This window comes from Halorhabdus sp. BNX81 (assembly GCF_029229925.1).
GTDB lineage: Archaea > Halobacteriota > Halobacteria > Halobacteriales > Haloarculaceae > Halorhabdus.
The window spans coordinates 379,109-399,599 of sequence record NZ_CP107254.1 but is presented as its reverse complement, the minus strand read 5'-3'; the positions used below and the strand labels follow the sequence as shown (position 1 = coordinate 399,599).

General features: G+C 63.9%; 21 protein-coding genes. 14 read left to right on the top strand and 7 right to left on the bottom strand.

From position 1 onward, the window contains the following. Positions 1–65 precede the first annotated feature (65 nt). From HBNXHr_RS01940 to HBNXHr_RS01915, 6 genes are all read left to right on the top strand, one after another. On the top strand, positions 66–482 hold the full coding sequence (locus HBNXHr_RS01940) for a universal stress protein (protein ID WP_275882945.1): 417 nt from the start codon (positions 66–68) through the stop codon (positions 480–482). Positions 483–534: 52 nt separating this feature from the next. Continuing rightward, positions 535–2,913 carry an amino acid permease gene (locus HBNXHr_RS01935; RefSeq protein ID WP_275882944.1) on the top strand — a complete coding sequence of 793 codons (2,379 nt, stop codon included), beginning with the start codon at positions 535–537 and terminating at the stop codon, positions 2,911–2,913. Between the two features lie 6 nt (positions 2,914–2,919). Next, positions 2,920–3,609: a TrkA family potassium uptake protein gene (locus tag HBNXHr_RS01930; protein WP_275882943.1), complete on the top strand. Its 690-nt coding sequence runs from the start codon at positions 2,920–2,922 to the stop codon at positions 3,607–3,609. Between the two features lie 85 nt (positions 3,610–3,694). Then, the gene (locus HBNXHr_RS01925) at positions 3,695–5,236 is read left to right on the top strand and encodes a TrkH family potassium uptake protein (RefSeq protein WP_275882942.1); all 1,542 of its coding nucleotides are present in this window, start codon (positions 3,695–3,697) and stop codon (positions 5,234–5,236) included. Continuing rightward, on the top strand, positions 5,233–5,457 hold the full coding sequence (locus HBNXHr_RS01920) for a hypothetical protein (RefSeq protein ID WP_275882941.1): 225 nt from the start codon (positions 5,233–5,235) through the stop codon (positions 5,455–5,457). The genes HBNXHr_RS01925 and HBNXHr_RS01920 overlap by 4 nt, the downstream gene beginning before the upstream one ends. 205 nt (positions 5,458–5,662) lie before the next feature. After that, on the top strand, positions 5,663–6,628 hold the full coding sequence (locus HBNXHr_RS01915) for a transcription initiation factor IIB (RefSeq protein WP_008528372.1): 966 nt from the start codon (positions 5,663–5,665) through the stop codon (positions 6,626–6,628). Between the two features lie 197 nt (positions 6,629–6,825). Here the strand turns inward: HBNXHr_RS01915 and HBNXHr_RS01910 are convergent, their stop codons facing one another. Continuing rightward, a complete protein-coding gene (locus HBNXHr_RS01910; RefSeq protein WP_275738992.1) occupies positions 6,826–7,137 on the bottom strand; it encodes a hypothetical protein in 312 nt (103 codons plus the stop codon). Further along, positions 7,134–7,487, bottom strand: coding sequence for a winged helix-turn-helix domain-containing protein (locus HBNXHr_RS01905; protein ID WP_275738991.1), 354 nt, complete (start codon positions 7,485–7,487; stop codon positions 7,134–7,136). The genes HBNXHr_RS01910 and HBNXHr_RS01905 overlap by 4 nt, the downstream gene beginning before the upstream one ends. 140 nt (positions 7,488–7,627) lie before the next feature. Between HBNXHr_RS01905 and HBNXHr_RS01900 the strand changes: the two genes are divergently transcribed. From HBNXHr_RS01900 to HBNXHr_RS01885, 4 genes are all read left to right on the top strand, one after another. Continuing rightward, the gene (locus HBNXHr_RS01900) at positions 7,628–9,688 is read left to right on the top strand and encodes a heme-binding protein (RefSeq protein WP_275882940.1); all 2,061 of its coding nucleotides are present in this window, start codon (positions 7,628–7,630) and stop codon (positions 9,686–9,688) included. Between the two features lie 70 nt (positions 9,689–9,758). Further along, on the top strand, positions 9,759–10,190 hold the full coding sequence (locus tag HBNXHr_RS01895) for a nucleotidyltransferase domain-containing protein (protein ID WP_275882939.1): 432 nt from the start codon (positions 9,759–9,761) through the stop codon (positions 10,188–10,190). Then, positions 10,183–10,611 carry a DUF86 domain-containing protein gene (locus HBNXHr_RS01890; protein WP_275738988.1) on the top strand — a complete coding sequence of 143 codons (429 nt, stop codon included), beginning with the start codon at positions 10,183–10,185 and terminating at the stop codon, positions 10,609–10,611. The genes HBNXHr_RS01895 and HBNXHr_RS01890 overlap by 8 nt, the downstream gene beginning before the upstream one ends. Before the next feature lie 182 nt (positions 10,612–10,793). Further along, positions 10,794–11,156 carry a hypothetical protein gene (locus HBNXHr_RS01885; protein WP_275882938.1) on the top strand — a complete coding sequence of 121 codons (363 nt, stop codon included), beginning with the start codon at positions 10,794–10,796 and terminating at the stop codon, positions 11,154–11,156. A 44-nt stretch (positions 11,157–11,200) separates the two neighbouring features. Here the strand turns inward: HBNXHr_RS01885 and sufU are convergent, their stop codons facing one another. Next, positions 11,201–11,641 (bottom strand): Fe-S cluster assembly sulfur transfer protein SufU, encoded by a 441-nt coding sequence (sufU, locus tag HBNXHr_RS01880; RefSeq protein ID WP_275738986.1) that lies wholly within the window; start codon positions 11,639–11,641, stop codon positions 11,201–11,203. A gap of 161 nt (positions 11,642–11,802) precedes the next feature. Here sufU and HBNXHr_RS01875 point away from each other — a divergent pair, with 161 nt between their 5' ends. Further along, positions 11,803–13,077, top strand: a complete 1,275-nt coding sequence (locus HBNXHr_RS01875) for a hypothetical protein (protein WP_275882937.1) — start codon at positions 11,803–11,805, stop codon at positions 13,075–13,077. A 175-nt stretch (positions 13,078–13,252) separates the two neighbouring features. On the opposite strand, the gene HBNXHr_RS01870 is transcribed toward HBNXHr_RS01875, so the two are convergent. The 3 genes from HBNXHr_RS01870 to HBNXHr_RS01860 form a co-directional block, all read right to left on the bottom strand. Continuing rightward, entirely contained in the window at positions 13,253–14,497 is a 1,245-nt protein-coding gene (locus tag HBNXHr_RS01870; protein WP_275882936.1) for a cysteine desulfurase, read from the bottom strand. An 81-nt stretch (positions 14,498–14,578) separates the two neighbouring features. Continuing rightward, the gene (locus HBNXHr_RS01865; protein ID WP_275738983.1) at positions 14,579–14,866 is read right to left on the bottom strand and encodes a hypothetical protein; all 288 of its coding nucleotides are present in this window, start codon (positions 14,864–14,866) and stop codon (positions 14,579–14,581) included. Positions 14,867–14,880: 14 nt separating this feature from the next. After that, positions 14,881–15,408 carry a DoxX family protein gene (locus HBNXHr_RS01860; protein ID WP_275738982.1) on the bottom strand — a complete coding sequence of 176 codons (528 nt, stop codon included), beginning with the start codon at positions 15,406–15,408 and terminating at the stop codon, positions 14,881–14,883. A 440-nt stretch (positions 15,409–15,848) separates the two neighbouring features. Here HBNXHr_RS01860 and HBNXHr_RS01855 point away from each other — a divergent pair, with 440 nt between their 5' ends. Beyond that, a complete protein-coding gene (locus HBNXHr_RS01855) occupies positions 15,849–16,397 on the top strand; it encodes an NUDIX hydrolase (RefSeq protein ID WP_275882935.1) in 549 nt (182 codons plus the stop codon). A gap of 22 nt (positions 16,398–16,419) precedes the next feature. Here the strand turns inward: HBNXHr_RS01855 and HBNXHr_RS01850 are convergent, their stop codons facing one another. Beyond that, positions 16,420–17,598 carry an aspartate kinase gene (locus HBNXHr_RS01850; RefSeq protein ID WP_275738980.1) on the bottom strand — a complete coding sequence of 393 codons (1,179 nt, stop codon included), beginning with the start codon at positions 17,596–17,598 and terminating at the stop codon, positions 16,420–16,422. A 257-nt stretch (positions 17,599–17,855) separates the two neighbouring features. Here HBNXHr_RS01850 and HBNXHr_RS01845 point away from each other — a divergent pair, with 257 nt between their 5' ends. Then, positions 17,856–19,631, top strand: coding sequence for an ABC transporter substrate-binding protein (locus HBNXHr_RS01845; RefSeq protein ID WP_275882934.1), 1,776 nt, complete (start codon positions 17,856–17,858; stop codon positions 19,629–19,631). Continuing rightward, positions 19,628–20,419 (top strand): phosphatase PAP2 family protein, encoded by a 792-nt coding sequence (locus HBNXHr_RS01840; RefSeq protein WP_275738978.1) that lies wholly within the window; start codon positions 19,628–19,630, stop codon positions 20,417–20,419. The genes HBNXHr_RS01845 and HBNXHr_RS01840 overlap by 4 nt, the downstream gene beginning before the upstream one ends. The last annotated feature ends 72 nt before the right edge of the window (positions 20,420–20,491 follow it).

Below are 20,491 nucleotides of genomic sequence, written 5' to 3'. Positions count from 1 at the left end.
CCCCATCTACCGTGACAGCGCGGACAGCACGGGTCGACCGATCGTCGAACCGGGGGCACTGATCCATGCCCGAGTCACTGACGGGCCACCTCGTCGTGCCGGTCGACGACGCCGAGGACGCCCACGCCACGGCGACGGCACTCCAGGCCTACGCCGTCGAGAAGGTGACTGCAGTCCACGTCGTCGAGAAGGGGGGCGGGTCACTGGACACGATCCCGCTCGAACAGGCCGAGCAGCGAGCCGAGGAAGCTTTCGAGGCGTTTCGGGAGGTGATCCCGGACGCAAACACGGAGCTCACGTATCACACCGACGTAGTCGAGGGGGTATTCGAGGTCGCCACCGACCGCGAGGCGACCGCCATCGCGTTCCACCCGCGTGGCGGGGGGCGACTCACGCAGTTCCTGTCGGGGGACACCGCACTCAGACTGATCACGGAGTCGGACCGACCGGTGATCGCACTGCCGGAACAACCAGACGAATGATCGTCGAGACAACTGCAGACGCGACCAGTCCGTATCGAGGAGGGACCAGCCGATGAGCGGGAGCGAACAGGAACTGGCCCGCGACCTCGGCTTTCTGGAGGCCTACACCATCGGCCTCGGGACGATGATCGGCGCGGGCATCTTCGTGCTGCCGAGCATCGCCGCAGAGGCGGCGGGACCGGCGGCGATGGTCTCCTTTGCCCTGGGCGGTGTCGTCTCGCTGCTCGCCGCCCTCTCGCTGTCGGAACTCGCCACGGGGATGCCCAAGGCCGGCGGGAGCTACTACTACGTCAACCGGGCGCTTGGCCCCTTCTTCGGCAGCATCGTCGGCTGGGGGATGTGGGCCGGGTTGACCTTCGCGAGCGCGTTCTACATGCTCGGGTTCGGGCAGTACCTCCTGCCTCTGTTGACGCCACACGTCGACATCCTCGCCGAGATGACCGGCATCGGCAAGACCGTCGCCGCGCTGGGGATGGCCGCCCTCCTGACGGGCGTCAACTACTACGGCGTCAAGGAGACCGGCGACCTCCAGAACGTCATCGTCATCACACTGGTTGTGTTGATCGTCGGGTTCCTCTCGCTGGGGTTGCTCAGCGGTCCGACGATCGGCGAGTTCAACCCCGAGGGCTGGCCGGCGGTGGCCGCCACGGTCGGGACGGTCTACGTCTCGTTCATCGGCTTCGAGGTGATCGCGACGAGCGCCGAGGAGATCAAGAACCCGAGCCGAAACCTCCCGCTGGCGATGATCGCCGCCGTCGTCACGCCGACCATCCTCTACGTCGGCGTCATGTTCGTCTCGACCGGGACGATCCCGCTCGACGTGCTGGCGGACTCCGAGGTCCCGGTCAAGATCGTCGCCGAGGATATCCTGCCCGGGTTCGCGTCCGTTGTCCCCGGGGTGTCGCCGTCGTTGCTCGCCGCGGCTGGCGGCACCGTCATGATCCTCGGAGCCGTCCTGGCGACGATATCCAGCGCGAACGCGTCGATCCTCTCGGCAGCCCGGGTCAACTTCGCGATGGGCCGGGACAAGATCCTGGTCGACTGGCTCAACGAGGTCCACGACCGCTTCCGGACGCCGTATCGCGCGATAACGGTGACCGGAATCATCACCCTGGTTCTCATCGCCGTCGGCGTCGGCATCGGTACGCTCGCCGAGGTAGCGAGTTTCATGTACCTGGTGACCTACTCGCTTGTCCACGTCGCCGTCGTCGTCCTCCGGCGGGCGAACCCCGACGCCTACGACCCGTCGTTCCGGATCCCGTCGGTGCTGTACCCCGTCGTCCCCATCCTCGGGGCGGCGGCCTGTCTCGGCGTGCTGGTCCAGATGTCCACGAATGTGGTCCCGTACACGCTTGCGACCGCCGGTCTGAGCCTGACGTTCCCGTTCCAGTTGACGGTCGTCGGGACGATCGGGATTGTCCTGATCGCCTTTGGCGTCGCCTGGTACTATCTGTACGCTCGCGAGCGCGCACCGGCGATGAGCCTCGTCGGCGAGGCGATCGCGCCCGAGACAGCGACCGCCGCGGACAGCGACGACGTCTACCGGGTCGTCGTCTCGGTGGCGAATCCCGACACTGAGCGCGATCTGCTCCGGAAGGCCGCGGCGAGTGCTCACGCTCACGACGGGGAGGCCGAGATCGTCGCCGTCAACGTCATCGAAGTGCCCGACCAGACCTCCCTCGCCCAGGACCTCACCTTCGAGGAGGAACGCGTCGACCGCCAGCGGGAACTGCTGGCGGCCGCCCGCGACGTGGCGGCCGACCTCGACGTCGGCCTGCGGACGCGGGCGATCGTCGGCCGCGACGCCGCGTCGGCGGTGCTGAACGTCGTCGAGGAGGAGAACGCCGACCAGGTACTGCTCGGCTGGACGGGGCGGCGCAGTCGTCGCGAACACGTGCTCGGATCGACGATCGACCCCATCGTCGGCCACGCGTCGTGTGACGTCACGCTCGTCAAACGCGGCCCCGAACCCGACGAGTGCGAGGACGTCATGGTCCTGGTGGGAGAGGGACCACACGCGCCGGTCGCCACACGTCGAGCCGCCGAGTACGTCGCCGCCACGGAGAACGCATCTCTGACGTTGGTGAACGTCCAACCGCCGGCCGAAGACGAGGGAGACGCGGCCGAGCCCGTCGAAACCGGCGAGGCACTCATCGAGAACGTCATCGAGCGCGCATCGGTGACCGAGACGGCCTACGAAACGCGAGTCGTCGTCGATGCAGACACCGAGGAAGCGATCCTCGAAGCGGCCACCGCGTACGATACGATCTGCGTCGGCGCGACCAGAGAAAGCGCCGTCACCCAGGCGCTGTTCGGGTCGCTGCCCGAGCAGCTCGGAGCGGAACTCGATCGAACGGTCGTGGTGGCGCGCGGATCGGAGCGTTCACCAATGTCCATACGGGACGCACTCATCAAACGATTGGAGGGCTGATAACGCATGTACATCATCATTGTCGGCGCGGGCGACATCGGCACGCCGCTGATCGACATCGCGACGCGATCGGGCAACGAGGTCGTCGTCATCGAGCACAACACCGAACGGGCCAACCGAGCGGCCGACCGCTTCGACTGTCTCGTTCTGGAAGCCGACGCGACCAAGAACGCCACGCTCGAGGACGCCGGAGCCGCACAGGCCGACGCGATCGTCTCGACGACCGATCGAGACGCGACCAACATCATGGTCTGTCTGCTCGCCAAGGAGTACGACATTCCGGCGATCCTCTCGGTGGTCCACAACCCCGAGCACATGAGCCTCTTCAAGCAGATCGGCGTCAATACGATGGAGAACCCCCAGGAACTCATCGCCGAGTACCTCTACCGTGCGGTCGCACGACCGGCGATCGTCGATTACATGCGGATCGGCGAGGACGCCGAAGTCTTCGAGATCACCGTCACTGACAACGCACCTGTCGCGGGGAAGACTCTCCAGGAGACCGCCGACGAGGACCTGCTCTCTGATGACGTCCTCGTCGTCGCGATCGAACGCGAGGGGGCCAGCGAGCCGATCACGCCGCGCGGGAACACGACCATCCACGCGGGCGATCTCCTGACCGTCTACTCCGCCGTCGGTGCCGAACCGGCGATCACCGACATCTTTGGCCATTACGAGGACCGCAACGACGAGTAACACACATGAGTACCGGACGAGAGAGTGACTGGGCGAGCACAGTCCGGTGGGCGGGTATCGACACGACCACCGCGAGGACACAGCCATGAACGGAACAACAGCGACGATCGGACGCGACGTGGGGCGGATCCTCGAAGCACTCGGCGGCCTGATGATCGTCTCGATCGTCGTCCCGCTCGTCTGGGGCGAGTGGTTCGGCGCGCTCGCCTTCGGCGTCTCGGCGCTCGTCCCGCTGGCCGTCGGCTACGGGCTCCATCGCCGCTTTGCCGAGGCCGACTCGCCCTCGCGGCTGCACGGCATGGTCGTCGCCGCAACGGGGTGGCTGTTCGTGGGCGTCTTCGGGTCGGTCCCGTTCCTGCTGGTCGCCTGGGGCGTCCACCTCGGCCTCCCGACGGGACTGGAGGGGACGCCGACGCTGTCGGCCTTCCGGGACCCCCTGAACGCCGTCTTCGAGAGCATGAGCGGCTTCACCGGGACCGGGCTGACGATGACCGACGACGAAGCAGTGCTCCCGCGGACGCTGCAGTGGTGGCGGACGTTCAGCGAGTGGATCGGCGGCGTGGGCGTGATCGTCCTCACCACGGCGATCCTGGCTCGCCCCGGATCGGGGTCGCTCACACTCTACGAGAGCGAGGCGCGTTCGGAGAAGATCCACCCGAGCATCGTCTCGACGGTCCGGACGATCTGGTGGATCTTCATCCTCTTCACGTTCGTTTCGATCCTCGCGCTGTTCGCGGCCGGGATGCCGATCTGGGGGGCGATCAACCACGCGATGACCGGCCTCGCCACGGGCGGGTTCTCGATCACCGACAACTCGATCGCGACCTACGACAGTGCCCTCATCGACGCCGTGTTGATCCCGATCATGCTGCTCGGATCGATCGCCTTTCCCGTCCACTACCTCATCCTGCAGGGGGACCTCCGGAACATCTACGAGGATCTCCAGACCCGGTGGGTGTTCATCTACATGAGTCTGGGGTCGGCGCTGCTGTGGGCGTTCCTCTACGTCGGCCCCTACGACTCCCCCCTGTCCGCACTGCGCTACGGGGGCTTTCAGTTCGTCTCGGCGGCGACCTGTACCGGGTTTCAGACGGCCGTCGACGCGACGAACGTCGCCCTCGGCGCGTGGCCGGCCCAGGCCCAGTTGCTCGTCGCCTTCGGCATGTTCGTCGGCGGCGCAGCCGGCTCAACCGTCGGCGGAATCAAGCTCATCCGCGGGCTGACCCTGATCAAGGGGATCCGCTATCAGATCGGCGACGTCTTCTACCCCGACAGCGCCGTCCGTCGGCTCGACATCGACGACCGCCGACTCACCGAGGCGGAGGCAAACCGGGAGTTCGTCGAGGCGGCGATCATCGCCGTCCTCTGGACGACGTTTCTCGTCGTCGGGACGGTTCTGCTGCTGGTCATCTTACCCGCAGAGGAGTTCTCACTGGCGAACGCGTTCTTCGAGGTCGCCAGCGCCCAGGGTAACGTCGGCCTCTCCTCGGGCATTACCGGGCCCGAATCGCTCCCAACCCTCGGCAAAATATCCTTCCTCGGCCACATGTGGATCGGTCGCCTGGAGATCATCCCGGTCCTGGTCGCGGCCCGGACGCTGTTGAGTCGCGGAGGGATGTATCAATGAAGCTCTCGGCGCTGCCGTTCGTCTCGGCTGTCCTCGAGTCCGGGGCCGACGATCGCATCTACGACGGACTGTTGCTGACTGGCCCCGTCGTGATTCTCCTGATCGCAGTCCTCGAAACCACACGCACACGCTTCCTCTCCGGGGTCGCCAAAGCGCTCGCGATCGCGTACGTGACGGCGTTCGTCGCCTACGTGCTCTATCGCGGTGTACGTGGGGAGTGACCGCGTCGACCCGGGGCCACGCTCCGGGCTGGAAGGATCCGATCGCCCCAGGTGAGGACCAGTCAATCGGACAGCGACATGATCAATGATAGGGGATAGCGGGGCGATCGACGCCGAACAACCGACGGCGGATTGCCCTACCTGGTAGGTGACTGAAAGTATGCCAAAGCCTTAAGTGGGATTACACTGCTACTATATAAGTGCGATGACACGGTCTACCCGCCAGCGGGAGCGCGAGCGCGAGTCCGAGACCGAAACCGACGAACAAGAGGGGGTGGAGGAGTGTCCGGAGTGCGGATCCGATAGCCTGGTGAAGGACGCGGACCGGGGCGAGTTGATCTGTGAGGACTGTGGACTGGTCGTCGAGGAGGGGAACATCGACCCCGGTCCCGAGTGGCGGGCGTTCAACCACCAGGAACGGCAGGAGAAGTCCCGCGTGGGCGCGCCGACGACCCAGACGATGCACGACAAGGGGCTGACCACGACCATCGACTGGAAGGACAAGGACGCCTACGGGCGTTCGATCTCCAGTAAGAAGCGCAGCCAGATGCACCGCCTGCGAAAGTGGCAGGAACGCATCCGGACGAAGGACGCGGGCGAGCGCAACCTCCAGTTCGCCCTGAGCGAGATCGACCGGATGGCGTCGGCGCTTGGCGTTCCCCGGTCCGTACGGGAGGTCGCCTCGGTCATCTATCGACGGGCGCTGGACGACGACCTCATCCGTGGCCGATCGATCGAAGGGGTCGCGACCTCGGCGCTGTACGCTGCCTGTCGGAAGGAAGGCATCCCCCGGAGCTTGGAGGAGATAAGCGAAGTCTCCCGCGTCGAACGCAAGGAGATCGGCCGTACCTATCGGTACATCTCCCAGGAACTCGGCCTCGAGATGGAGCCCGTCGACCCCAAGAAGTACGTCCCCCGGTTCTGTTCGGAACTCGAACTGAGCGAGGAAGTCCAGAGCAAGGCCAACGAGATCATCGAGACCACCGCCGAGAAGGGGCTGCTGTCGGGCAAGTCCCCGACCGGCTATGCGGCCGCCGCGATCTACGCCGCCTCGCTGCTTTGCAACGAGAAGAAGACTCAACGGGAGGTTGCCGACGTCGCCCAGGTGACGGAAGTCACGATCCGGAACCGCTATCAGGAGCAGATCGAAGCGATGGGCATCCACAGCTGATCGCTGCTGGAAGATCGACTGACGGTGCCGCCGTCATGAGCAACGCCCTGAAAGTGCCCGCCGTCTGTTGCGCTATTGCGGCCCCCGTGCAGCGCGCTGGCTAGTTTGTATGGCGTCACTCGACGGCTATCCAAGCGACCGTTGTAAACTGGAATGACGTGATACCGACCAAGAGATCACCACGAGCCCCAGCCGAGTCAGGGACGCCGATACAGCGAGTAGGTAATGAAGGCAAGCCCGGTGAACTGCGAGACCCTGGCAACGAGACGTATCGGTGTCGCGACGGATTCCGGGAGGATCTCCAGGCGAAGAAACAGCCCCCCGAAGGCAGCCAGTGAGAACGACACGGCTGTCAGCAGGATCAGGCCGATCGAGAGGTATCGCATCGAGGTGCTATCGTTGCGGCGAAATCCCCGGTAGGCCTGGTAGCCGATGACCAGCCCCAGGACGGCCGACGCCAGCGGGATCGAGATCGATGCAACCTCGACGGGGTCGACACTGTCGATCATAGGTCCTGCCACATCCTGGTGAAGCGATCGGCCGGGTCTTCCTCGGCCGGGCGGCGTCGTTCGAGTTCGATCCGACACTCCCCGTCTTCGAAGGAGACAGTGACCGATTCGAGGCAGGAGATGTAGACGCTGTAATGGTGGCCGTCCGGATCGAACTGTGTCTGTTCGTCGATCAGGTCGTGGTTTTTCAGCCGGTCGACGCGCCGGTAGATCGTCGAATCCGACGCGTCACAGTGCTGACTGAGCCGTTCTGCTGACATAGGTTGGGCACTCGTGGCTGTGAGGATCTCGCGGGCGTACTCATCCTCGAGGAGGGCGAGCAATTCGGCGGTCTCGCTGTCGCCGCTCACAGGCCAAGTCAGTGCGGTGGGGGTTAAAAACCCACCCCCGACTGCTGAGTCTGTGACTGTGCCCCACGCCGGGGTCTCGCTTCGAGGCGGCATTCGACGGGAGGCCAAGGTTCCTTATCAGTCGGGACCAACAGTCGGACATGGTCAGACGCCGCGCACCACCGACGCTCGAAGGCTGGTATGCACTGCATGACTTCAGGACGATCGACTGGGACGCCTGGCGGGACGCCCCCAAGCGAGTACGCGACCGCGCGATCGACGAGGGGCAATCTCACCTCCAGAAAGCCACGGCGGTCGCCGACGCCGCAGACGGCGACTCGGCCGTCTACGCCATGCTGGGACACGAGGCCGACCTCCTGATCGTCCACCTCCGGCCGACGACAACCGCCATCGACCGCCTCCAGCGTCGATTCGAACAGACGGAGTTCGCCGGCTTCACCGAACGGACTGACTCCTTTGTCTCCGTCACCGAGGCCTCGGGGTACTCCAAGAAGGGCCGGGAGTTCATCGAGGGCGAAGTTGAGGACGACTCCGGGCTGGCGCGATACATGCGCTCGCGGCTCGAACCGGAGATTCCCGACGCCGAACACGTCAGTTTCTATCCGATGGACAAGCGCCGCGATCCCGAATACAACTGGTACGACCTGCCCTTCGAGGAGCGCGCCGAACACATGGACACCCACGGCGTGATCGGGCGGGAGTACGCCGGCAAGGTGACCCAGATGATCACCGGCGCAATCGGGATGGACGACTGGGAGTGGGGCGTGACGCTGTGGGCCGACGACCTCACCGACGTCAAGGAACTCCTCTACGAGATGCGATTCGACCCCTCCAGTTCGAAGTACGCCGACTTTGGCCCGTTCTGGGTCGGTCGCCGAATGGAACCCGCCGACCTGGCGGCGTACATGGCCGGCGAGACGATTGCCGGTGACGACGAACACTCGTCCGCGGACCACTCGAACGTCCCTGCTACACCCGAAGACGCTGCCGACGGGCACGGTGGCGGCGAGCACGATGCGGAGGAGCACGGTGAAAGCGCACACTCCGGGGGCCACCCCGGTGGACATCCCGAGACGGACGACTCTGCCGACGGCCACCCGTCCGGCCACGAGACGGGCGAAGACGGGGGTCACCCCGGCGACGCGGGCGAGCAATCGGACGAGGACGGCCATCCCGGCGGTGGCGGCCGCCCGTCAGTCGGCGATGTCTCCTACTCGGAGGTCGATGATCTGCCCGAGCGACTCTTCCAGCTCGGCCTCCGGGCCGGCGAGGATTACAAGGGCGGCGAGTACGGCCTCCTGTTCTATTCGGACGCCGACGCCGCCGAACTCGCCGAGGAGGTCGACGGACTCAGGGGGAACTTCGACCACTACGACCGCCACGTCGCCACGCTCGTGCGGGCCTCCGGCGGCCGGTCGGCCGTCGTCTCGGTCTGGACAGCCGAGGACGCCGCCGAAACGGCGGCGGGCTTCCTGGGTGATCTCCCCGGCATCACCGAGCAATACGGCGGCGTCCTCGACGCCGGAGACGCGGCGGACGGCGGCAAGGAAGACCACGGCGCGACCACCGAGGCAGGGACGGACGAACAAGCAGCCGCGTCAGTCCGGGCTGAACTGTCCGAGGCAGGCGTCTACGCCGGCCAGCCCCACGGCGAGGATGTCTACGCCATGGTGGTCTACTCCGAGGCCGCACCCGACGAACTCGCCGACCCCGTCGGGGGACTCCGGGACCACTTCGCCGACGCCGAGGGCCACGTCAGGACCGCGATCTACGAGCCCGAAGTGGGCGAAGTGACCGCCGTCGGCGATGGCGAGGCGACCGCGATCGTCAGCCTCTGGGAGGACGCCGCGGACGCCGAGGACGCGGCCGACGCCCTGGCGGAATTGCCCGGCGTGCTTGCCCGCGCCGGCGAGGGCGAGGGCTTCGGCACGATGGGGATGTTCTACCAGGTCAGACCCGACTACCGCGAGGAGTTCGTCGAGACCTTCGGGGCCGTCGGCGAGAAACTCGCCGAGATGGACGGCCACCGGGGGACGGCGTTGCTGGTCAACGACGACGACGAGACCGACATGTTCATCGCGTCGAACTGGGACGCCCGCGAGGACGCGATGGCCTTCTTCCGTTCGGATGACTTCCGTGAGACCGTCGAATGGGGGCGTGAAGTCCTGGCGGACCAGCCACGGCACGTCTTCCTGGCGTAGACCACTTGGCCCCGATCCGGCTGTAGAACCGGAGGGAATACTTTTGTAACAAAACGTTCGAATAGCATCTATGGCGACGAACAGCGGCAGTGACCCACTCCCGTCCGCAGTCAAACAGCGACTGTGTAACGATCCGGACGTCGAGTTCGTCGTCGCCTTCGGTTCGCGAGTTACCGGGACAGCGAGTTCGTCCTCGGATATCGACATCGCCGTCAAGTTCACCGATCGCCTCTCCCCCGAGGAACGGTTTCGAAAGCAGTATCGACTTTCCGGCCAGCTTCAGGACAGTGAACTCCCGTTCGTCGATGTTTCCGATATCGAGGAGTTGTCGCTCGAGTTCGCTCAGGCGGCTGTCAGCGGGGAACTGCTCTGTGGAAACGACGCGGCCTTCCGGACATACCGTGAGAACATTGCGGCCGAGTTCGAGCGCAAGCGCGAACAGTTAGCCGAGAACCACCGTGATCGCATTCGTCGAATCGCGGAGGAGGGACTGCGTGGCTGACGCCGCCGTCATCGGGACGAAACTCGAACAGATCGAACAGTACCATAGCGAACTACGGGCAAAGCAGGACCTCGGGAGGGAACCGTTCCTGGAGGACATTACCCAGCAACGGGCAGTCGAACGCATGTTCGAAAACGCGATCCAGGCATCGGTCGACCTCCCAAAGCACATTGCGTCGACGGACTTCGGATACGAGGGAAATACCTCGAAAGGAGCAGTGAACGTGCTTCGAGACAACGGCGTCATTCGTGAAGAAACCGCGTCGACACTGATCGACGCGGTGGGCTTTCGGAATATTCTCGCTCACGAATACGGCACCGTGCGACCGAAGCAAGTGTACGAATACCTCCAAACTGATCTCGGCGTATACGACGATTTCAGCCGGCAAGTCGCGACCTGGTGGCACGAACAAGCAAACTGAGCCTGCCGTTCGAGTGGGGAGCCGACGACGCCAAGAGCGGTCAGCCAGCCATCAGTCCGGGAACGTTCAGGATATCGTCGAATGGGGGCGTGAAGTCCTGGCGGACCAGCCACGGCACGTCTTCCTGGCGTGATCGGTCCGCCGACGCGAATCCTCAAGTGTGTCGCTACCCAGTGATCGCTATGCCAAACGACAGCGACGAGGGGCCAGCTGGTCCACTCGGCCCTGCGGATATCGAGGACGTACCGACGATCACTTGCGAGCGTTGCGGGCGCGAGTGGGACCTGGCCTACGAACTGGAGGAACTCGCGGTCGGCAACCAGGCGCTCGAACAGTTCGCCCTCGATCACCAACGGCACACCGGGCACTTCCCCGACGGCGTCTCGACCTGGCAGGCAGACTGCCGACAGTGTCCCGAATCAGTCCAGCGCCTCGACGAGCGCGGAGCGCGACGGTGGGCACAGACCCACGCCAGACACACCGATCACGCGGTCGAACTTACCCACGCTGACGAAGAGCCGACGCTGATCGAGCGAGCCGAGTGAACAGCCGAGACGGAGAGTGCGGCCCGGAAAAACCGATCGACCGGCTACTCCTCGTGAGCGTCGTCGTCCTCGGTCGAAGTCATGTCGAGGTCCTTCTCGCCGAAGTAGATCTCCGCGCCGTCCTGGGCGACCTTCTCGGCGAGGACGGCACATTTGACGCGCATCGGCGAGATGTCCACCCCGAGCATGTCGATGACGTCGTCCCGATCCAGTGCTTCCAGTTCCTCGATCGTCATTCCCTGAAGCCGTTCGGAGAGCATCGACGCCGAGGCCTGAGAGATCGCACACCCGTCGCCGCGGAAGGCGACGGCTTCGATGGTCTCCTCGTCGTCATCGAGGACGATGTCCATCTCGATGGTGTCTCCACACATCGGGTTCTCGCCGGTGTGAGAGAACGTGGCATCGTCGAGTTCGCCGTGGTTCCGCGGGTTCTTGTAGTGATCGAGGATCTGCTGTCGGTACATGTCGCTGCCGCCGATTCCCATAGTAGTGCCGGATAGGTGATACCGGCCGAAAAACGTTCCGCGGGATGAGTTGGCATGCTGACGTGAGCCGGTGTGAGAGTGTGGCCGAAAAGCGTATTATTAATACCCTACAATATCACAGGTCACAGTATGGAGCGGTCCCGGCGAGGGGCGAGACATCAATGTTCGACAGAGTGAACGACCTATCCGACTCGTTGATTGGGGGTGGAGAGACAGACGCGGATCTCGACCCGGCCGCGTTCGCCGAGTTGCTGGACAACGGCGAACAGCCCGAGCACGTGCTGGCGAGCGACGGCGTTGAGCACGAGACGGACGGCCGGACCACGACCGTCGAGCCCGATGGGGACCACGCCGCGTATCTCCTCGCGACCGACGAACGGGTAGTGATCATCCTCGGCGACCAGCCAGAAGAGGCCGAGATCACCTTCGAGATGGACGCGATCACGACCTGCGAGGTCGACTCCGGGCTGTTGAACGAGACGGTGGTCGTCGGCCACGATACGGAGTCGATCACCTTCTCGCCGACCGCGGGCGATCTCGAATCGACGGCGACGTATGTCGAGACCGTCGCCGAGACCTACCGAACGGTCGACGATGCCATCGAGACCGCCATGGAGCGCCTCGACACGCTGGAGGAGCGCATCCGGGCGGACGAACCCACGGAAAACCGGTTGGTCCGAACCCGCTCGAAGCTCTCCGAGGCGCGCCACGAGGCAGCCAACGCCGAGATGGCCCCACGCGAGAAGCTGGGTGACCGGGTGACCGAGGCCGAGCGGGAGTTCGAGCGGCGATACGTCACCACCTGGATCGAACGCGGCGAGGCAGCACTCGAAACAGCGGAGTCGACGGGCGAGGACGATTACGAAGCCTTCTGTCGGTCCTATACGACAGCGGCCACAGCAGCTGATACGCTCGCGAACGTCGGCGAACGGTTCGATCACGTTTCCGAGAGCGTGATCGACCGCGTCGAGGCGTTCGTTGAGGGTGTCGCGGGGCTCGATACCGGTTACGTCGAGGCAAGCCAGGACGCACTCGACGCGGCCAGAAACGCGGACGACCCGGAGACTGCGGCGACACGCTGGCTGGAGGCATACCGGCGGTTCGACGCCGCCCACGAGACGGACTGGGATCGAACAGCCGACCTCCCGGAGCTGTCGACCGAGAGCGAACTCGAGGGAATCGCCGAAAACACCGTCGAGGCACTAGTCGAGCACGCCGAGCGCCTCGAAGACGAAGGTGAAAACTGCGAGGACGACGACGCCGAGGCCGCCCGCTCGCTGTACGGACAGGCGGCCGACACCCTTCGGGACGCACAGGCCGTCGCCGAGAAGTGGGCGTCCGTCGACGACGATCCCTTCGAGACGCGACTGGCAACCCTCGATGAGAAGATCGACCGCACCAAGTGGGAGTGGGGTTCGCCCGACGCCGCCGAGTGACGCCGACAAACCGCGCTTGCCGTCACTCTAACCGACAGCTCGCGGGCGTCGTCGACCACCTTTTTCCCGCTCGGGTCGCCTTCGGCGACCACTCGCGGCAAAAATCTGGACCAAAAAAACCGATCCCTCGGCTACGCCTCGGGACCGGCGAAACGCGGCCACAGGCCGCGTATGCTCACCCAAACAGCTCTCGGGCGTCGTCGATCGCCTCGATCAGCACGTCGATCTCGTCAGTCGTGTTGTAGAGGTAAAACGAGGCACGCGCGCTGGCAGCAACGCCGAGTTTGTCGTGCAGCGGCTGGGTGCAGTGATCGCCGGCCCGGATGGCGACCGCGTAGTCGTTGAGAATCGAGGAGAGGTCGTGGGCGTGGACTGATTCCAGATTGAACGAGACCAGGCCACCGCGTTCCTCGCCGGCCGGTGGGCCGTAGATCTCGATGTCGTCGAACTCCCCGAGGCGGTCGATGGCATACTGGGCGAGTTCGTTCTCGTGGCGGGCGATTCGGTCCATCCCAATGTCAGCGAGGTAGTCGGCGGCCTCCGCCAGGGCGATCCCCTGGGCAATCTTGGGTGTCCCGGCCTCGAACTTCCAGGGCAGTTCGTTCCAGGTAGCATCATCGAACGTGACTTTCGTGATCATATCGCCGCCGTAGTTGAACGGCTCCATGTCCTCGAGGGTCGCTTGCTTGCCGTAGAGACACCCGATCCCGGTCGGTCCGGCCATCTTGTGACCGGAGAAGGCATAGAAGTCAGCGTCGATCGCTTTCACGTCGACCGGCCGGTTCGGGACGGCCTGGGCGCCGTCGACGAAGATGAGCGCGTCCTCGGCGTGGGCCAGCTCGGCGAGGTCGGCGACGGGGTTGATCGTCCCGAGCGTGTTCGAGACGTGGACCACCGAGACCATCGCCGTCTCGGGGCCGATCAGCTCTTTGGCGTGCTCCATGTCGAGGTGACCCTCGTCGGTAACCCGGATGTATCGCACCGTCGCGCCGGTCCGCTTGGCGATCTGTTGCCAGGTCACCAGCGACGCGTGGTGTTCCATCTCCGTGAGGACGACCTCGTCGCCGGGGCCGAGTTCGTGCAGTCCCCACGCGTAGGCCACCAGATTCTCCGATTCGGTCGTGTTGCCGGTGAAGACGAGTTCCTCGCGGCCGCTCGCGCCGACGAATTCGGCGACAGTGTCGTGGGCCTCCTCGTAAGCCACACTGGCCTCCTGGCTGAGCTGATGGAGGCCCCGATGGACGTTTGCGTTGTAGGTCTCGTAGTACTCACTGATAGTGTCGATGACCCGCTGGGGCGTCTGTGTCGTCGCCGCGTTGTCGAGATAGACCAGCGGTGTCCCCTCGAACTCCCGCTCCAGCACGGGGAAGTCGTCCCGGATCGACCCGACGTCTACGTCCCCTGTTTCACGTACCGTCATTAGTGCTGTCTCGGGGACCCAGACGGAACTTTCCTTCGGTCCGCCTAGATTTGCCGGAAAAGAGATCGAAATGCAGCGGCGTTACTCGAGGTGTTGCTTGGTCGCGAACGCGTAGATCGCGAACACGCCGAGGACGACCAGGCCGAGTGTCAACAGGAGCCCGCGAATGTAGGGACCGAACGTCGCAGCCTCGTTGACCACGATCATCGATCGCCCACCTTCGACGACCTCCCGAACTGGATTGTACGGGCTGCCGGTGATCACTTCGATGAGGCCCATCACGAAGACACTCACAAGGAGGAGCCCTCCGCCAACGGCCATCGCGATCTGGTCAGCCAGCGTTTCGTCGGTTGCTGTGTTAGTTGCCATATTTTGTCACCTCCTTAGCCGAGCAGGTACCGCAGTCGGGGATACTTTTGGACGATGTCCAGCCGTTCGAGGTATGCATCGATACCCCACACGCGACCGGCAGCCAGCACGATCAGCGTGATGAACAACAGCAGCCCCATCAGGTCGCTGTTAACCATACTGTGGGCGAACCCACGGTTGGTGGTCACAAAGAACATCATCAGGAACGCGCCGAAAAAGGACGCGAGCCTGACGAGACACCCGACCAGCAGGCCGAGTCCGATCAGGGTCTCGCCGACCGGGATCCAGAACTGGACAAGCCCATAGGGAATCCCGGACTGGAAGAGGTTCATGATCGGCGAGAGAACCAGCCCCTCCTGGGCGACGAACCAACTGGCGTTGTATGAGACGCCACTCTCAAGCACCTTCGTGATGCCTGCGTGGAAGAACCACCACCCGACGACCACTCGCAACAGGAACGTCCAGTAGGCCAACCACCTACCGTCTATCTCGTACGATACATCCGTCCCGAACAGCGTTGTGTCCACCTCGGTATTTACCATTGCTGCCTTCCTCCAGCCACATATTCGCTGATAAGGTATATTAAAGGAGGGGTGATTTTCAGTTCTTGATAGCTTCTGAAGAGTATATTAGCCCACCCAAATTCTTGTGTTAAGGTGTATTTTAGAATGTATGATGGCCATATCCAAAAGTGATAATTCATATGTCTACGAAAATAGTACATTCTGTTACAACGACCACATGGAGAATGTATTCGCCGGGTTGCGGTTTGGTTCCACTACAACCGGGTTGAGTGAACTGGTCCCAGTAAATATAGTCTTTTTTATATAATGGCCAACCATGACTTTTCGGCGTGCCACGGAATCCTGGATCGAGAGCGTCGGCGATGTCCTGCATGAAGCGCCTCCCTGCCGTGTCGCTCTCAGAAGGGGGCATCCCCGGGGCCGTGACAGTTTATATCCGTGGCACGTAACCCGAGTATATGTCCGAGGAGTCACTCGCCTGGGAGACGCTATCGAGCGAGACCACCTACACCTGCGAGGGGTTCGACGTCATCACAGAGACGGTCCGACTGCCGGACGGCACCGAGACCGAGTTCGACTATCTGTCGGAGGGCGAAAGCGTCGTGATCCTGCCACTGACACCGGACGATGAGGTGGTCGTTATCGAAGAATGGCGACAGCCTGTCCGGCGGGTCAACTACGGGCTGCCGGCTGGCAGCGTCGAGCCCGACGACGAGGACCTCCGGACGGCAGTCGCCCGCGAACTCAAAGAAGAGACTGGGTACGAAGCCGGGACGATTGACCACCTGACGACCGTCGAACCCGCCAACGGGTTCTCGGACGCCGTCTTTCACTATGTCCTCGCCGAGGACTGTACGCCGACTGGCGAGCAGGACCTCGATTACAACGAGTCGATCCGCGTCGGGACGACGACCGTCGAATCCCTCCGCGGGGCGGCCCGGGACGACGAGTTACGCGACGGCCGGACGCTGCTCGGCGTGTTGTACTACGAGTTGTTCGGGCAGTGAAACGTGCCAACCCGGCGCGGACTCAAAGGGCGTCTTGAACCAGTTCGAGTGCCTGTTCGCGATCGTCCCAGGGGACGAAGACGGCGATCGATGTCGCGCTCGTGATCACGTCCAGCAGGTTGATGTGGGCTTCCGAGACGGGATCGATGACCTGTTTGACCGCACCCGGCTGATCCGGTAGCTCCCCGCCGGTCACGCGGATGACGGCGACGTCCTGGATGACGGTGATACTCGAGAGGACGTCGGCGTCGACGACTTCGTCGTGCAGGATAGCTTCGGCCGTCTCTGCCACCTCGGTGTCGAGATAGAAGGTGATCGAGTCCATCCCGCTGGAGACGGCCTCGACGTTGATGCCTTCGTCGGCGAGAGCGTTCGTAAGCTGGGCGAGAATCCCCGACTGGTTGCGGATCGCCCGGCCCGCGACGGTCAGACAGCACAGTCGGTTTTCCTGGAGATCGATGAGTTTCTGGAACTCGCCCTCGATGGAGGTCCCGCCCTTCAGCAGATTGTCGTGCTGATAGTGAACGACGCGGACGTCCATGTTGCCGTCCTTGTACGAGAGGGCGCTCGGTGCGACGACCTCCGCGCCCCGAAAGGAGAGGTTCCGGAGTTCGTCGACGGAGATCTCGCCCACGTTGCGGGCCCCCTCGACGACCCGCGGATCGCCGGTCATGACGCCCTCGACGTCGGTGACGATGACGACCTCGTCTGCATCCATGTACTTCCCGAGCATCACCGCGGTCGTGTCGCTGCCACCACGACCCAGCGTGGTGACGTTCCCGCTGTGATCCTCGGCCAGGAACCCGGTGAGAACCGGCACAACATCTTTCAACTGGCCAGCCAGGGCGTGGGCACGTTGGGTCGTTTCGTCGACGTCGACCTCGCCGTACTCGTCGGTGATGATCGGCCAGTCCTCGCTGCCCGGTTCGAGAAAGGCCGCACTGATCCCGCGGGCCGACAGTGCCCCCTTGAGCATCCGAACGGAGGTCCGTTCGCCCATGCTGACGATTTCGGCCTGATCGGCCTCGTCGGCCTCGTACTCGATTTCCTCCAGCAGATGGTCCGTCGTCGACCCCATCGCGCTGGCCACGACGGCGACTTCGTGCCCCTGCTCGACGACAGCGGCGATCGAGTCGGCCGCTCGTTCGATCCGATCACCGCTACCCAGACTCGTCCCGCCGAACTTGACTACGACGCGCATACTATCACCGTGCCCCGGGTTCCATGGCTCATCGTGGGTCGTCATTAGCCCCCGAGCGAATAACTGCTTTCATTCGTCGATGTCTACACGGGTCCCCGACGGTATACAGATCGATATAGGGCGGCAAAACGTGGACCGTCCGGACGCTGGCGGTGTCTGCCCTACTGACAATCGCTATGTCGATTCGGCGGGAACGAACGCAAAGACGCCACAGTTATGTAACGTAACGTAGAACCATATAGTAATCCTCCGCTTCCATGGACTCTTCGGATGTGTCCCCCACCCTCTCGCGTCGGAAACTGCTGGGCGGCGTCGGATTCGGCGCGGCCGTTGGCAGTGCCGGCTGTCTCCAGTACGCCCGGAGTCTGACCAACCGGGACAGCCCCGAGCAGGTCTCGGTGACGATCAAGACAGTCCCGGCAGACGACGACGAAGCGGCCGTCCAGATCGCGCGTCGCCTCCAGAAACACATGACGACGGCCGGGATCGACGCTTCGATCGAGTTGGTAGCAAATACGGAGTTGCTCCGCGATATCCTCTTGAACCAGTCCTTTGACGTCTACGTGGGCCAATATCCACCACAGCACGACCCCGACTTCCTTCGGCCCGCGTTGCACTCACGGTTCGTTACCGAGCAGGGGTGGCAAAACCCCTTCGGGATCTCCGACCTCGGACTCGACGAGCGGTTGGTCGATCAGCGATCAACGACAACGGATGACCGACAACGTGCCGTGACGTCGGCCACAGAGGCCGTCGGGGAGATCCAGCCGTTCGCCATGGCGTGTTTCCCCAAGGACATCACTGTGGTCCGGACCGACCGGTTCGACAACTGGTCTGTGGACGGCCTCGACAGGCCGATCAACTATCTGGCCGTCGATCGCCCTGCAGACGCTCCGAGCGAGGATCCAACGACGCTCAGGGTCGTATTGACGGACGACCGCATCACGAAGAACTGCAACCCCATCGCGGTCGAGTACCGTGGACCCAACACGCTGACCAAGCTCCTCTATGATCCACTCGCCCGACAGCAGGGCAGCGAGATCAGGCCGTGGTTGGCCACCGACGTGACGTGGCGACGGACTGCGGACCTGGGCGTGACGGCGACCGTCACCCTCCGGGAAGGACTGTCCTGGCACGACGGGCAGAACCTGACGGCAGCCGATGTCGTCTTCACGTATCGGTTTCTCGATGACACGAGCCTGGGGACAGGGGACATGCCCGTGCACTCGCCCCGATTCCGGGGCCGAACGTCGCTGGTCGAGTCGGTCGAGCGTCTCGACGACCGGACCGTGCGGTTCGGGTTCGGCGACACTGTCGAGACAGTCGCAGCCCGTGCGCTGACGGTCCCGATGCTTCCGTCCCACGTCTGGCAGGAAAAGACCGGAGAGACGAACATCGCCGGGATCGACATCTCGGAAGGCATCACGCAGGCACTGGTCTGGGCAAACACCGACCCGGTCGGAAGCGGTCCGTTACAGTTCGAGTCACGAACGCCGGGAGAGCAAGTCGTTTTCTCGCGGTTCGACGAGCACTTTCTGGTCGGTGGCGGTCCGGACCGATTCACGATCCCGTTCGAGCGATTCGACGTCCGGGTCGCGCCGTCGGACGCGGCGGCAGTCTCACTCGTCACCGACGGGACGGTCGATGCAACCGGCAGTCCCGTCCATCCGAAGGTTCTCGACAGCGTGGCCGACAGCGACTCGATCGAGACCTACATGACGGACTCACGGTCGTTCTATCACGTGGGATTCAACGCACGGCGTGAGCCATTCGGCAACGTTCGCTTCCGGCAGGCGGTCGCTCGACTCCTCGATTCCGAGTACATCGCCTCGACAGTGTTCGAGGGCTACGCCACACCAGCGGCGACGCCGCTTGCCGGAACGGCCTGGGAACCGACGGAGTTCGAATGGGACGGCGACGATCCGTTCGTTCCGTTCGCCGGATCGGATGGTGAGATCGACGTGTCCGAAGCCAGGGACGCGTTCCGCGAAGCAGGGTACACCTACGACGACGACGGGCGGTTGCGCGGATGACGGTCCCGATCACACTGCTGGGCATGGTGATAGCCGTCACCGTCGTGTTGGTAAGCGTCACGACGGCAGTCGTCATCGGGTGGCGACGATTCACCCGACTTCGGACCGACTATCGCTCGATAGCACGGAACGCCATCCCCTCGCTTGCATTACTCGGCGGCGTGCTCGCCATCAACAGTGTCGTCCGGGAAGTCGGCGTGGAAGTCTCCTGGCTCATCGGCTGGAACATCACTGGCGATATCTATGCGATCGAGGGGAACCTCGTCCCGGCGATCCAATCGCTCGCCCACCCGTGGCTGACGACGTACTTCTCGCTGATCTACGTCTATGGATACGTCTTCGTGCTGGTGTTCCCGCTCGTGGCGTATCTCGTTCTCGACGACATGGAGTGGTTCCGGACGGCGGCGATAGCCTACGCGCTCAACTATGCGATCGGGCTTTGCTTGTACCTCGTCTTCATCGCCTATGGCCCACGAAACCTGCTCCCGGACCTCACGGAGCCACTCCTGTATACGAACTGGCCGAGTTCGCAGTTTCTCGTGAGTGAAGTGAACGCCAACACCAACGTCTTCCCGTCGTTGCACACGTCCCTGTCGGTGACTGTGATCGCCCTGGCGTACCGGACCCGCCGTGTCTATCCTCGATGGCTCCCGATCGCGACGCTCGTCGGCGGCAGCGTCGTGATCTCGACGATGTACCTGGCCATCCACTGGGGAACCGACGTCGTCGCCGGCGCTATCCTCGGCGTGGGCTGTGTCTGGCTCGCTCGACGGATCGTTCGACGCTGACGGCGGGGCCCGGCCCCGACCTCGAGCCGTCGTACCTACTCGGCTCGAACAGACTGGGCCGACTCAGTCCCA

Excerpts from the sequence above, each read along its gene's own strand:
- HBNXHr_RS01940 (WP_275882945.1), top strand. The coding sequence starts at position 66 with ATGCCCGAGTCACTGACGGGCCACCTCGTCGTGCCGGTCGACGACGCC.
- HBNXHr_RS01935 (WP_275882944.1), top strand. The coding sequence starts at position 535 with ATGAGCGGGAGCGAACAGGAACTGGCCCGCGACCTCGGCTTTCTGGAG.
- HBNXHr_RS01930 (WP_275882943.1), top strand. The coding sequence starts at position 2,920 with ATGTACATCATCATTGTCGGCGCGGGCGACATCGGCACGCCGCTGATC.
- HBNXHr_RS01925 (WP_275882942.1), top strand. The coding sequence starts at position 3,695 with ATGAACGGAACAACAGCGACGATCGGACGCGACGTGGGGCGGATCCTC.
- HBNXHr_RS01920 (WP_275882941.1), top strand. The coding sequence starts at position 5,233 with ATGAAGCTCTCGGCGCTGCCGTTCGTCTCGGCTGTCCTCGAGTCCGGG.
- HBNXHr_RS01915 (WP_008528372.1), top strand. The coding sequence starts at position 5,663 with ATGACACGGTCTACCCGCCAGCGGGAGCGCGAGCGCGAGTCCGAGACC.
- HBNXHr_RS01910 (WP_275738992.1), bottom strand. The coding sequence starts at position 7,137 with ATGATCGACAGTGTCGACCCCGTCGAGGTTGCATCGATCTCGATCCCG.
- HBNXHr_RS01900 (WP_275882940.1), top strand. The coding sequence starts at position 7,628 with ATGGTCAGACGCCGCGCACCACCGACGCTCGAAGGCTGGTATGCACTG.
- HBNXHr_RS01895 (WP_275882939.1), top strand. The coding sequence starts at position 9,759 with ATGGCGACGAACAGCGGCAGTGACCCACTCCCGTCCGCAGTCAAACAG.
- HBNXHr_RS01885 (WP_275882938.1), top strand. The coding sequence starts at position 10,794 with ATGCCAAACGACAGCGACGAGGGGCCAGCTGGTCCACTCGGCCCTGCG.
- sufU (WP_275738986.1), bottom strand. The coding sequence starts at position 11,641 with ATGGGAATCGGCGGCAGCGACATGTACCGACAGCAGATCCTCGATCAC.
- HBNXHr_RS01875 (WP_275882937.1), top strand. The coding sequence starts at position 11,803 with ATGTTCGACAGAGTGAACGACCTATCCGACTCGTTGATTGGGGGTGGA.
- HBNXHr_RS01870 (WP_275882936.1), bottom strand. The coding sequence starts at position 14,497 with ATGACGGTACGTGAAACAGGGGACGTAGACGTCGGGTCGATCCGGGAC.
- HBNXHr_RS01865 (WP_275738983.1), bottom strand. The coding sequence starts at position 14,866 with ATGGCAACTAACACAGCAACCGACGAAACGCTGGCTGACCAGATCGCG.
- HBNXHr_RS01860 (WP_275738982.1), bottom strand. The coding sequence starts at position 15,408 with ATGGTAAATACCGAGGTGGACACAACGCTGTTCGGGACGGATGTATCG.
- HBNXHr_RS01855 (WP_275882935.1), top strand. The coding sequence starts at position 15,849 with ATGTCCGAGGAGTCACTCGCCTGGGAGACGCTATCGAGCGAGACCACC.
- HBNXHr_RS01850 (WP_275738980.1), bottom strand. The coding sequence starts at position 17,598 with ATGCGCGTCGTAGTCAAGTTCGGCGGGACGAGTCTGGGTAGCGGTGAT.
- HBNXHr_RS01845 (WP_275882934.1), top strand. The coding sequence starts at position 17,856 with ATGGACTCTTCGGATGTGTCCCCCACCCTCTCGCGTCGGAAACTGCTG.
- HBNXHr_RS01840 (WP_275738978.1), top strand. The coding sequence starts at position 19,628 with ATGACGGTCCCGATCACACTGCTGGGCATGGTGATAGCCGTCACCGTC.